Source organism: Flavobacterium sp. (assembly GCF_029242675.1).
Classification (GTDB): Bacteria; Bacteroidota; Bacteroidia; order Flavobacteriales; family Flavobacteriaceae; genus Flavobacterium.
In genome coordinates this window covers 1-12,196 of record NZ_JAQWTM010000045.1, presented here as the reverse complement: position 1 = coordinate 12,196, position 12,196 = coordinate 1, and the positions used below count along the sequence as shown (strand labels likewise).

16 protein-coding genes are annotated in these 12,196 nt (G+C 35.7%); 5 read left to right on the top strand and 11 right to left on the bottom strand.

The genetic code is table 11. The features are described from left to right. Position 1 precedes the first annotated feature (1 nt). The gene (locus tag P8M54_RS01890) at positions 2–538 is read right to left on the bottom strand and encodes a CvpA family protein (RefSeq protein ID WP_300284399.1); all 537 of its coding nucleotides are present in this window, start codon (positions 536–538) and stop codon (positions 2–4) included. Between the two features lie 133 nt (positions 539–671). On the opposite strand from P8M54_RS01890, the gene P8M54_RS01885 reads away from it, so the two are divergent. The 3 genes from P8M54_RS01885 to P8M54_RS01875 all read left to right on the top strand — a co-directional run bounded on the left by P8M54_RS01885 (position 672) and on the right by P8M54_RS01875 (position 2,768). After that, complete coding sequence (locus P8M54_RS01885; protein WP_300284396.1) at positions 672–1,028, top strand: hypothetical protein; 357 nt, start codon at positions 672–674, stop codon at positions 1,026–1,028. A gap of 124 nt (positions 1,029–1,152) precedes the next feature. Beyond that, positions 1,153–2,172 (top strand): phenylalanine--tRNA ligase subunit alpha, encoded by a 1,020-nt coding sequence (locus tag P8M54_RS01880; RefSeq protein ID WP_300284393.1) that lies wholly within the window; start codon positions 1,153–1,155, stop codon positions 2,170–2,172. A 188-nt stretch (positions 2,173–2,360) separates the two neighbouring features. Next, complete coding sequence (locus P8M54_RS01875) at positions 2,361–2,768, top strand: hypothetical protein (RefSeq protein WP_300284390.1); 408 nt, start codon at positions 2,361–2,363, stop codon at positions 2,766–2,768. Here the strand turns inward: P8M54_RS01875 and P8M54_RS01870 are convergent, their stop codons facing one another. The 5 genes from P8M54_RS01870 to P8M54_RS01850 form a co-directional block, all read right to left on the bottom strand. Then, complete coding sequence (locus P8M54_RS01870) at positions 2,769–2,987, bottom strand: hypothetical protein (RefSeq protein ID WP_300284388.1); 219 nt, start codon at positions 2,985–2,987, stop codon at positions 2,769–2,771. A 16-nt stretch (positions 2,988–3,003) separates the two neighbouring features. After that, positions 3,004–3,759 (bottom strand): DUF6503 family protein, encoded by a 756-nt coding sequence (locus P8M54_RS01865; RefSeq protein ID WP_300284385.1) that lies wholly within the window; start codon positions 3,757–3,759, stop codon positions 3,004–3,006. Between the two features lie 35 nt (positions 3,760–3,794). Further along, positions 3,795–4,790, bottom strand: a complete 996-nt coding sequence (locus tag P8M54_RS01860) for an NAD(P)H-dependent glycerol-3-phosphate dehydrogenase (protein WP_300284382.1) — start codon at positions 4,788–4,790, stop codon at positions 3,795–3,797. A gap of 298 nt (positions 4,791–5,088) precedes the next feature. Beyond that, positions 5,089–6,246 carry an iron-containing alcohol dehydrogenase gene (locus tag P8M54_RS01855; protein ID WP_300284379.1) on the bottom strand — a complete coding sequence of 386 codons (1,158 nt, stop codon included), beginning with the start codon at positions 6,244–6,246 and terminating at the stop codon, positions 5,089–5,091. Positions 6,247–6,338: 92 nt separating this feature from the next. After that, positions 6,339–7,109: a type 1 glutamine amidotransferase domain-containing protein gene (locus P8M54_RS01850; protein ID WP_300284376.1), complete on the bottom strand. Its 771-nt coding sequence runs from the start codon at positions 7,107–7,109 to the stop codon at positions 6,339–6,341. Positions 7,110–7,120: 11 nt separating this feature from the next. On the opposite strand from P8M54_RS01850, the gene P8M54_RS01845 reads away from it, so the two are divergent. Further along, complete coding sequence (locus P8M54_RS01845) at positions 7,121–8,092, top strand: LysR family transcriptional regulator (protein WP_300284373.1); 972 nt, start codon at positions 7,121–7,123, stop codon at positions 8,090–8,092. On the opposite strand, the gene nadD is transcribed toward P8M54_RS01845, so the two are convergent. The 5 genes from nadD to P8M54_RS01820 all read right to left on the bottom strand — a co-directional run bounded on the left by nadD (position 8,093) and on the right by P8M54_RS01820 (position 11,619). Next, positions 8,093–8,674: a nicotinate (nicotinamide) nucleotide adenylyltransferase gene (gene nadD / locus P8M54_RS01840; RefSeq protein WP_300284370.1), complete on the bottom strand. Its 582-nt coding sequence runs from the start codon at positions 8,672–8,674 to the stop codon at positions 8,093–8,095. Positions 8,675–8,785: 111 nt separating this feature from the next. Continuing rightward, positions 8,786–9,358 (bottom strand): guanylate kinase, encoded by a 573-nt coding sequence (gene gmk, locus P8M54_RS01835; RefSeq protein ID WP_300284367.1) that lies wholly within the window; start codon positions 9,356–9,358, stop codon positions 8,786–8,788. A 78-nt stretch (positions 9,359–9,436) separates the two neighbouring features. After that, positions 9,437–10,297 carry a YicC/YloC family endoribonuclease gene (locus P8M54_RS01830; RefSeq protein ID WP_300284364.1) on the bottom strand — a complete coding sequence of 287 codons (861 nt, stop codon included), beginning with the start codon at positions 10,295–10,297 and terminating at the stop codon, positions 9,437–9,439. A gap of 51 nt (positions 10,298–10,348) precedes the next feature. Further along, positions 10,349–11,269, bottom strand: a complete 921-nt coding sequence (locus tag P8M54_RS01825; RefSeq protein ID WP_300284361.1) for a DMT family transporter — start codon at positions 11,267–11,269, stop codon at positions 10,349–10,351. Then, positions 11,269–11,619, bottom strand: coding sequence for an ArsC/Spx/MgsR family protein (locus P8M54_RS01820; protein ID WP_300284442.1), 351 nt, complete (start codon positions 11,617–11,619; stop codon positions 11,269–11,271). The genes P8M54_RS01825 and P8M54_RS01820 overlap by 1 nt, the downstream gene beginning before the upstream one ends. Positions 11,620–11,704: 85 nt before the next feature. Here P8M54_RS01820 and P8M54_RS01815 point away from each other — a divergent pair, with 85 nt between their 5' ends. Continuing rightward, positions 11,705–12,160 (top strand): DinB family protein, encoded by a 456-nt coding sequence (locus P8M54_RS01815; RefSeq protein WP_300284358.1) that lies wholly within the window; start codon positions 11,705–11,707, stop codon positions 12,158–12,160. Positions 12,161–12,196: the final 36 nt, after the last annotated feature.

Below are 12,196 nucleotides of genomic sequence, written 5' to 3'. Positions count from 1 at the left end.
GTTATTGCTTATTTTCGGCTTCTTTTTTATCGCTAGTTTTACTTTTAAATTCTCCGTACCATTTTTCTAAAGAAGGATAAAAAAACTGAGCGGTCTTTTGGATAGGATTGTAAAATAATGATTGGTCAAGCGTTTCTTTCTTAGCAAGGATATTATTGTAATTCATTTTTTCGAATACGGTAAAAAGTGTTCCAAGAATCAAAACCGTTTTCAAAACTCTAAAAAAGCCACCACCTAATTTATTGATCCATCCCAAAAAGGCTAAATCAGCAATACCAGTTAAAATTTTGGCCAGCAGCGTTACTCCAATTACAACGAGAATAAAAGTCAGAATAAAAGCGATAGTTTGGATGGTGTTGGGTTTCCAGTGCAGGAATCCAGCTAATGAATCTCGCATTAAGAACGAAAATTTTATCGCAAAGTAAATTCCAAGTAGCAGTGAAATCAAAGAGGCAATTTCTACAAATAGGCCATTCATCACTCCTTTGTATAAAGAATACACTAGTAAAACGCCCAAAACAATATCTAAAAACCCCATAAGTAAGTAATAACAAGAATAGAACAAAGATAAAAGAATATCTCAAAGTCAAAAATGTACTGCTTATCTTTGCCAAAATTAATTTCATATAGAGCAGGAGTAAGTCCGTAGGCCTCAATCACAATACATAAAAATGTCAAGAGATACACAACTAAAAGAGCGATGGGAAAAGCTCGTTACCATACTTTCAGATCAATTTTCGCAAGGTGAAGATTTAGATCTTGATGCCATAATATACTTGATAGGAGTACAGGAATTAGGTCAAATTCACCGCGAATTTAAAAAGGATGAAAAATTAAATTTAATGCACATCGCCATTTGTCGATTATTGGAGCCTTACGGTTTTTATGAATTCGATTATTTTGATGATGAACGCTGGCCTCATTATAAAGTCAAGGAAGAGCTACCGCCGTTAAAAGCAGGAGAGCAATCGGTGTTAATGAAGGAAGCCATCGTGAACTACTTTATCGAAAGAGAACTGATTGATTAATCAATTTCGGGCAGAACAAAGGTTTTAAATCGTGTGTTTTTGATTTTAGGAGCTAAACTTTAAATTTTAGACTTTAAACCTAAAACAAATTTTGTAAATTTGCGCACTCAATTACGGAATGAAAATGATAGATAAGATAAAAGAATATATTGGTGAAGCACAAGCTTTTTCCACTCAAGATGCAGGTGAATTAGAAGCGTTCAGAATCAAATTTCTTGGAAGTAAAGGACTTTTAAAAGCTGTTTTTGCGGAGTTTAAAAATGTTCCTAACGACCAAAAGAAGGAGTTTGGACAAGTAGTTAATTTACTAAAAACATCTGCCGAGGAAAAGGTAAAAGCAATCCAAGAAGCTTTGGAAAGTAAAGAGGAAAGCAAAGGAATTTATGGCGACTTAACCCGTGCTGCTGAACCGGTTTTAATTGGTTCTCGACACCCAATTTCGATCGTAAAAAACCAAATTATCGATATCTTTTCAACTATTGGTTTCAACGTATCCGAAGGTCCAGAAATCGAAGACGACTGGCACAATTTCACCGCATTAAACCTGCCTGAATACCATCCAGCGCGTGACATGCAGGATACCTTTTTCATTCAAACTAATCCTGATATTTTGTTGCGTACCCACACATCATCTGTGCAAGTGCGCTACATGGAAAACAATAAACCACCTATTCGAACAATTTCTCCTGGGAGAGTTTTCCGTAATGAGGCGGTGTCATCCCGTTCACACTGTATCTTTCATCAAGTTGAAGGATTGTACGTTGACAAGGATGTTTCGTTTGCTGATCTAAAACAAACCCTTTTGTACTTTACCAAAGAAATGTTTGGGAAATCAAAAATTCGTTTGCGTCCGTCCTATTTTCCGTTTACGGAGCCTAGTGCTGAGATCGATATTTACTGGGGTTTAAAAACCGAAACCGATTACCGAATCACAAAAGGAACCGGTTGGTTAGAAATTGGTGGTTGCGGAATGGTAGATCCTAACGTTCTTAAAAACTGTGGCATCAACCCTGACGAGTACAACGGTTTCGCCTTTGGAATGGGAGTAGAGCGCATCGCGATGCTATTGTACCAAATTGGTGATATCCGTATGTTTTATGAAAACGACGTTCGCTTCTTGGAGCAATTCAAGTCCATAATCTAATAATTATACAGTAGTTTCTTTAGGAGCTATTCCAGCTGTACACTCTATCTATCGCCCCGAAACCCGGGGCAATAGGATGCCGTTCCCATCTGGGCTAGGGCATTTCGGTTCATAAGAAACTTAAGTTTTTTGAATATTAAACATTAATTAATACTGAATGAAGAGATCACTTCATTCTTTGCAATAACATGAGAAAAGACATCATCATCCCCGAAGTAGAAAATGTATTTGTTGCAGCCGTTCAAGAATGGAGCGATGATTTCATGGAAAAAGTGTGGTGCGTCTATCTTGTTAACGATAGTGACTTTCTAATCGAAAATGTGTTAGTGGTTTCAAAAGCCTTTGGAACCATCGATGGAGAAATGAAAAAAACCTCACTGTTGCGTCATGCTTTTGTCGAAGTTCCTTCAGTTTCTGTAGTAAAAGTCGAAATGGTCGAAAAAAGTGTGCTTGCACTCAACAATGAGTTCATGGTTACCTTTTTTATGGGAAATAAACTGTACGACAAGAAGTTTGTTTTTAAAGCCAATAGCATTAACGAAACCGACACAGAAGAAGTGCCTATTTTATTTATTGAAGGCGTTATCGTGCGGTAACTATGCTTTATTTTCCTCTTTAAGTTTTTTCTTCCAGCTGAAATAACCAACTATAAAAATTCCCGTTATTAGAAAAAATACTAGTTTAACAATAAATTTTTTGGACAAAAACTCTTCTTCAAAACTATTGTCGATTAAATTAAAAAGAGAAATTAGTGTTGCTGTTGCAATTCCCCACAATCCTCCTGTTTTAATCTGATATTTCCATCTGTCAGTCACAATCTTGATTCTAAATTTATTTCAACTCACTAACCTTTGTCAGCTTATCAGTAGCTAGGAATTTTTTATCCGTGTTTTGATACCAAGCCCTGTTTTTTGGGAATTTAATTCCTGAGAAAGTTTCTTCTTCAGTTAGTAAAATGTATTCACCATCATTTTTTGCCTCGTCGTGGTAAAACTGGTAAATTTCCATGGCATAGGTTTTTGGATCAAAGTAAAAATACCACACATCTTTCCCTATTCCTTCTTCGTATTTCACTTGTAAAACCAAGTATTCTTTCCCCATAAACTCTTTACGAGTTACAGTTGGGTTTATAATAGTCCCAGCATCGCTTAGCTTCATGGGTAAACCGTACAAATAAGTGTAGTAGTTTTTCATGAATTTGGCTCGGGTTTCGGTCAAGCTGTATTTCTTAATCTCTTCTGCTGTAAAAGTAGTTTTGTCATTTAAACCAAAACTAGCACTGTCCTTTGAAACAATATGAGTGACGGCCGTATTATTTCGTACCGATGTCAGTTTAAAATATTGATCCGGTAAATTAATGGTTACCTCACTTAGGCGTTGGCTACCATCCGGACTTGCCATCTCAATCGTTAATTGCCCTTTAAGTTGACTCCATCGATCTGATGGATCGTGATAGGCAATTGCTTTTTTTAGTAATTCTGGCCCTGATAATTCTTGTGCATAGCTTTGCATTCCACAAAGAAATAGACAAAGCAGGGATAAGTAAATGAAAACCTTTTTGTATGCTAAAGCTTTTAATAGGGACATCTTTGTTAGTTTAATAAGGATGGAATGAAGTGGCTTTAATCTAATTTGTCAGTAAGTTTTTTAAAGACAGTTTTAGCATCTTTTCCTTCGTATAAAATCTCATGAACGGCATCGATAATAGGCGTTTTAGCACCATATCCTTGATTGAGTTTATAAGCACTTTTAGTGGCATAATATCCTTCGGATACCATACTCATTTCTAACATAGCACTTTTGACTGTGTAGCCTTTTCCAATCATGTTTCCGAATGTTCTATTTCGTGAAAAAACAGAGTATCCCGTAACTAATAAATCACCTAAATAGGCCGAGTCATTAATGTTACGCTTCATTTTGTGCACTTTGCGGATGAATTTTTTCATCTCACGAATACCATTACTCATTAAAACCGACTGGAAGTTGTCGCCATAACCCAATCCATGAGCAATACCGGCTGCGATTGCATAAATATTTTTAAGCATGGCAGCATATTCGGTACCTATAATATCATCTGTGATTTTAGTTTTGATGTAATTTCCAGATAGGTGTTTGGCTACTACTTTAGCTTTATTGGCATCACCACAAGCAATCGTTAAGTAGGATAAGCGTTCAAGAGCAACCTCCTCAGCATGGCAAGGTCCCGTAACAACACCAATGTTGTAATACGGAATATCATATTGAAAATGAAAATGTTCACCTACGATCAAACTCGTTTCAGGAACAATTCCTTTAATTGCCGAAAAAATAATTTTATCTTGTAAGGAAACGGTGAGTTTCGCTAATTCATCGTGTAAAAATGCAGATGGAATGGCGAAAATAATATAATCAGCATAAGCAACTGCTTCGTTGATGTCAGCGGTTAGTAGTAGTTTTTTAGTATCAAATTCTACTGCACTTAGATAATTAGGATTGTGCTTATGTGTTTTAATGTGCTCAATAGCAGACTCGTTACGCATGTACCAAGAAACTTCAGAAAGATTAACGCACAACATTTTAGTAATTGCCGTCGCCCAACTTCCGCCGCCAATCACTGCGAATTTTATATTTTCAGTCATTTTTATATTAAGTTTAGTCAAAAGTATTAAAAAATGTAATAAGTAAATAAGAAAAGAATCATTGCAAAGCCTAGTGTTTACGGACTTCTTATGAAATTTAACGTAGCTAAAGTAGTTTTTTTTATAAAAAGACACAATAAAAATATAATTTTAACGTTCTAACCTATTATAAATTAATCTTTTATGAATTTGATAAAAGTTGAATTAGTTAGTTTTGTTTTAGAGTTATGAGAAAGGCGTCCATGAATCGAATTCAAGAACGCCTTTTTCTTTTGTAACTAGTTGCTATTGCTGTAAACTAGTAGCTCATTTCAACTATAGCTTTCACTTTATCTAAGGTGATATTTTGCTTTTCTCCTAAACCTTTCCAGCCTCTTTCGTCAAAACGTTTTACAATAAAGTCAGCTGTATGACTGTACTCTTTTGTGTAGTCTGATAATTTAGTATCCATTCCCATTTTGTGGAAAAATTCAACTGTCTTATTGATTGCTTCATTAGCCACTTCATCTTCGGTTCCTTCTAAATTAAAGATGCGTTTTCCGTATTGTGCTAATTTTGCTTTTTTAGTTTCGAACATAACTTTATATAAACTTGGCCCTATGATTGCCAAAGTTCTCGCATGATCAATTCCGTACATAGCTGTTAACTCATGACCTATCATGTGCGTTGCCCAGTCACTTGGAACTCCTTTTTGGATTAAACCATTAAGCGCCATAGTACAAGACCACATAAAGTTAGAAGCCAATTCGTAGTTAGCTGGATCTTCAACTACTTTAGGACCTACTTCAATCAAGGTATGCAAAATTCCTTCGGCAATACGATCTTGTAAATGTCCCTCGTGTGGATAGGTTAAATACTGCTCCATAACGTGCGTGTACGCATCTACAACACCGTTTTGTAATTGTCTTTTAGGTAATGACTTAATAACCGTAGGATCAGTTATTGAAAATTTAGGAAACAAAGCCGAACCACCAAAAGCTAATTTCTCTTTAGTAGATTCAATCGTAACCACCGCTCCAGAGTTCATTTCGCTTCCAGTTGCAGGTAATGTCAACACCGTTCCAAACGGAATAGCGTTTTCTTTGATTAAGATTCTTTTTTGTAAAATTTCAATCGGATCACCTTTATAGTTAACCGCTCCCGAGATGAATTTTACTCCGTCAATTACGGATCCACCACCAACTGCTAAAATAAAATCGATTTTTTGTTCCTTAACAATCGCAACCGCTTTCATCAAAGTTTCAAAATGCGGATTAGGCTCAATACCTGAAAACTCCACGATTTCGTGTCCTTTCAAGTTGTTGATTACTTGTTCGTGGATTCCGTTTTTAAAGATACTTCCACCACCGTAAGCTAATAAGATTTTTGCTCCTTTAGGAACTAAATCAGCTAATTTTTCCATTTGTCCTTTACCAAAAACTAAATTGGTAGGATTATATAATTCGAAGTTTAACATAGTGTTTTATTTTTTAAAATTTAAAAAGGCTCTTAATTACAACAATTTCCGAAACCGAATTGTTGTAATTAAGAGCCTGTAAAAAGGGTATCTTATTTTTTAGCGTTCAATTGACCTAACAATTTTTCTGCTACTAATTTAGACGATGCTGGGTTTTGACCTGTGATCAATAAACCATCTTCAACTGCGTATGGATTCCAGTCAGCAACTTTAGAGTAGCTTGCTCCATTTGCTTGTAAAGCATCTTCTAATAAAAAGGGAACAACATCAGTTAAGCCTACTGCTGCTTCTTCTGTATTAGAAAAACCAGTTACTTTTTTTCCTTTAACTAAAAATTCTCCATTTACTTTTACGTTTTTCAACACTGCTGGTGAGTGACATACGAAAGCTACTGGTTTGTTATTAGTATAGAAAGAAGTAATTAATTTACTAGAATCTTCACTTGATGCTAAATCCCATAATGGTCCGTGACCTCCTGGGTAAAATACTGCATCATAATCAGCTTCTTTTACATCAGCTAATTTATGTGTTTTGCTTAATTTAGTTTTAAGCTCGGTGTCTTTGTCAAAACGTTTAGTATCCTCTGTCGCTGCAGATGGGTCATCACTTTTTGGATCAATTGGAGGTTGTCCTCCTTGTGGAGTTGCAATATCAATTTGCACTCCTTTGTCAGCTAACTCATAATAAGGTGCTGCAAATTCTTCTACCCAAAATCCTGTTTTTTCTCCTGTGTTTCCTAGTTCTGAATGACTAGTTAAAACGAATAATACTTTTTTCATCTTAGTTTTTTTTGATTTTTGTGCAGCAGCCGAAAAGCTACCCACAGTTAATAATACTATTGCAAATAATGCTACTTTTTTCATTTTGTTATTTTATGATACAAATTTACGGCTATTATGCTATCAGTAAAAATAATTTAAATTATGTTTGTGATAAATATATTTATAACATGGTCAACTTAGAATGGTATCGAACATTTAAATCGGTTTATAAAAACGGAAACTTTTCGCTGGCGGCAAAGGAGCTTTTTATAAGCCAGCCAGCAGTGAGTCAGCAAATGTCCATGCTCGAAGCACATGTAGGATATAAATTGTTTAACAGGAAATCCAAAGGTGTAGAACCTACAGAATATGCTAAGTTACTCAATAATTTAATAATTGAAGCGCTTGACCGTCTAGAAAATGTTGAAAGTGGTTTCAGATCCAAAGCCTTGGATGCTAATCGATTAATTACAATTGGAGTTTCACAGCATTTGTTCACTAGTTTAGCGAGTAAGTTGATTGCTACCTTCGATTACATTGATTTTAGTTTCCATGAAAACGATACTTTATTTGATTTAGTGAATACCAAGAAAATTGATTTTGCTATTGTCACTGCTAAGTACGACACTTTTGATACGATTCAAAAACAAATTGGCGAAATGGTGCAAATAGTGGTGGGTTCACCAAAAATTGATGCTAACGAATTACAACTTCAAATCGGAAACAATAATGCAGATGCCATTGAGGATTGGTTAAACGAACAAAAATGGTATAGCCATGACTCCGGAATTCCGCATATAAAATTATTTTGGTTGCATGTTTTTAATAAAAAGCGTCCGTCGATGGTGCCTAATTACATCATTCCTTCCGAATATGAGATGCTAGAGGTACTGACCCAAAATGAAGGGATTGGCATTAGTTGGGATATAAATGCAAAACATTTTATTGCTGAAAACAGGTTGCAGTTGCTATGGAAAAGCGCTGAAATGCCAAGTACGGCAGTGTATTTGCTTTCAGCTAAAAATACTAATTTTAATACTATTGCTCAAGATGTAGAAGCAGCATTAACAGCCGTTTTTAGGTAATTACTTCTTGTAAAATAAATTATGATCGATGTACTCCCAAACTTTTGCGGAAAGTAATGGCTGAATATTTTTTCCTTCTTTAATATTGTTCCGAATAAAAGTTGATGAAATTTCGACTACCGGAGCATCGATAATATTAATTCCAGGATGATTTTTAAATTCTAAATTTTCAGCTTCGGATGATATTCTTGGATAGACATAGATGTCGTAATTTTTCAAAAGGACTTCGTAGTTCTTCCATTTGTGCAAAGATTTCAAGTTATCTTCTCCCATAATCAATGAAAATTCATGTTGGGGATATTTTTCTTCTAAATGCACCAAAGTATTTACGGTATAATTAGGCTGCGCTAGTTTGAATTCAATATCGGATGGTTTGATTTTAGGAAACGCTTCGGTAGCTAAATGGACCATCTGCAAACGATGGTGGTCATCAAGTAAAGTACTTTTCTTTTTATGAGGATTGTGTGGCGTAACTACCATCCAAATTTGATCCAAATCAGAATGTTCTGCCATGTGATTGGCAATGATTAAGTGCCCAACATGTATGGGATTAAAAGTTCCGAAGTAAAGTCCGATTTTCATACTGTTTTGTTTCGCAAAGATTCGCAAATTTTACACGAAGATTCACAAAGTTATTTGCATTATTTTTGCTTATCTCCGTGTTTTTTTCTGTGAATCTTTGTGTAATGTTTTTTATTCTTTCACAAAATCCTTCACCAACTGATACGCTTCTTCCAAAGCAACCGGCAAATCATAATTTTTAATAATCACATCAAATTGAGGTGCGGTAGCCAGCTCAACAGAAGCTTTAGCAATACGCATATTGATTTTATCATCACTTTCGGTCGAGCGCTCTTTCAAGCGTCTTTTAAGTTCGTCCACGCTAGGTGGTTTTACAAAAACGGCTAAGGTTTCCTCAGGGAATTTCGATTTGATACGCAATCCTCCGGCAACGTCAATATCAAAGATCACATTTTTGCCTAGAGCCCAAATGCGTTCGACTTCGCTTTTAAGTGTTCCGTAAAAGTTATCGCGATATACCTCTTCCCACTCCACAAAATCTTCATTTTTGATGTGGCCTTTAAAGTCTTTCAAGGACATAAAATAATAGTCTTTACCGCTTACTTCTTCTCCACGAGCTTCGCGAGTAGCTGCTGAGATTGAAAACTCAAGATCTAAATCTGCTTGTTTTAGTAAATGCCTAACTATGGTTGTTTTCCCCGATCCTGATGGTGCCGAGAATACGATTAATTTTCCTTTTTTCATCTATATAAGTGATTAGTGAATAGTAATTAGTGAGTAGTTTGTTAGGATCTAATTACTATTCACTAGTTACTAATTACTTTATAAAACATTCAAAACTTGCTCCTTAATTTTCTCTAATTCGTCTTTCATTTGAACGACTAATTTCTGCATTTGTGCATGATTGGATTTAGAGCCCATAGTATTGATTTCTCTTCCCATTTCTTGGGTGATGAAACCTAATTTTCTACCATTAGCTTCCGTTCCATTGATCGTTTCTAAGAAATAATCAAGGTGATTCGTTAAACGAACTTTCTCTTCAGTGATATCTAGTTTTTCTAGGTAGTAAATCAATTCTTGTTCAAAACGGTTTTCATCTACATTCACTTTCAATTCTTCGATAGCAGTTTGTAAGCGGTCTTTGATTGCTTGCACGCGCTCTGGGTCAAGTGCGAGTGTGTCATTCATGTATTGACGAATATTACCTATACGCAACTGAAATTCTTTTTCAAGTGACATTCCTTCATCTCTCCTAAAAGTTAGGATGTTGGTTAAGCTTTCTTCGATAACCTCTTTGATTTTGTCCCATTCGGTAGCGTCAATTTCTTCACGCTCTACCTTCATAGTATCAGGCATGCGGATCGCCATTTTCATCAACTCAGTTTCATCAGCCTCAGCATAAACTTCTCTTAATTGATTGATGTAAGCTCTAACAATAGGCGCATTCACCTTAGTCGATGTTTGCTCAGCGGTGCTTTCGATATAAATAGAAAAATCTACTTTCCCTCTTTCTAATCTGGAAGCGATTTGCGTACGCAAGCCTAGTTCCATTTCGCGGTACAGTGAAGGCATTCTTACGTTTAGGTCTAAACCTTTACTGTTTAAAGATTTTACTTCTACTGTTATTTTTTTGGTTGGTAATTGCAAAGTAGCTTTACCAAAACCAGTCATTGATTGTATCATATTATTTTCTAAAAGTGTTCAAAGATAAGAAAAAGGAGTGAAGCGGTCGTTTTATTCGGTTTTTGCTTCCTCCATTGACTTGGATGCATCATTTTTGCTAGGCATTGTAACGAGGTACACGCCGCTAAAGATTAAAACAGCCGAAACGATTTTAACTAGGTTCAGTTCGTCTTTACCCAAACCAATAGCAAACACGGTTGCGAAAACGGGTTGTAAATAAATAAAAACGGCTACCGTAGTTGGTTTGAGTTCTCTCATTGAAAGTAAATTCAATAAGTAGGTCAAAAATGTAGAAAACACCACTACAAATCCTATTTTCCAGAGGATGTCAATAGGAACTGTGGTCCAGGTTACGGTACTGAATTCGCTCCATCCAAAAGGAATTACCATTAAAAATCCAAACAAATAAATCCATTTTACAAACGTAAAAGCATTGTATTGGTTCATTAATTTCTTAACAATAATCAAGTAGAAACCGTAGGAAATCGCATTCAGTAATACTAAAAAGTTACCCAACCCAGCTTGTGGAGCATTAGCAATTGATTTACCATACAATATTAAAAATCCTGTTCCTATGAGTCCAAGTAGTATACCACTGACCATTCTTTTTTTCATCTGCTCTTTCATGATGATCGCTGAGAGTACCAACACGATCATGGGCGTAGAGACCATAAGTACGGAAGCCGAAATAGGCGAAGTAAGACTTAGTCCTTTAAAAAAGGTAAGCATGTTAAAAGCTACTCCAAAAAATGCAGCAGCGATAATTCTAGGAAAATCACCAAGATCTATTTTTTCTTTGGGCATAAAGAGCCACGCCAGCCAAAACAAAATAGTCGAACCACCCACACGCAAAAAGATAAAACCGTAAGCATCGATATATGCCGGCATAACATCCTTAGCGATCGTAAAAGTGAGTCCGTAAATTATGGAGACAAGGGTAGCGCCTACTAGAGCCAAATTCCGTTTTGACATTATCCTATGGCTTTCATTACTTGCAGCATGTTTTGCTGTGTGTTGCCTATGTAAATTTTGTTATCGATCACAAAAACAGGACGACTCAAAAAAGTGTAATGTTCTAAAATGTATTTTTTATAGTCTGCTTCGCCTAGGTTTTTATCTTTCAATCCCATCGATTTGTACAATTGCGCTTTTTTGCTAAACAGTGCCTCGTAACTGCCCGCCATTGCATGCATTTCCTCTAATTGCTCTAGCGTAATAGGATCTTGTTTGATATCGTGATAAGCAAGTTTCAAGCCTTTAGGTAAAGTTTTAATGATTTTTCGGCACGTATCGCAAGAAGCAAGGTAAAATATAGTATCAATCATAAGTTGTGTTTTCTTTATGCAAAGAAAAATCATTTCCAACGGAAAATGCTTAATTTTAGACAAAAATTACAAAATCAGTCCTATGCAAGAAATTCTAACCCTTACCAGAGCAAGCCGTAATTTGGTTTCTAAATTAATCGAAGGCTATACTTTAGAACAATTAAATAAAGTCCCAGTTGGTTTCAATAACAATATCATTTGGAATATTGCACATGTTGTGGTTACCCAACAATTATTAGTGTATAATTTATCAGGATTGCCCATGTTAGTCTCAGATGAGATGGTTACCAAATATAGAAAAGGCACTAAAACCGAACATTTTGCGAGACAAGACGAAGTCGATGAAGTGTTATCACTTTTGACAAAAACCATCGAGCAAACAGAGATAGATATTCAAAATAATGTATTCCAAAACTTTACTGAATATCCTACTTCTGCAGGTTACGTTCTCACGAGCGCTCAGGACGCGATGACCTTCAATAATTTCCATGAGGGAATTCATTTGGGAGTAATCTTAGGACTTCGTAAATTAGTGTAATCTTTTTTAGGAGCTATTTCCTGCTTTTGTTACAAC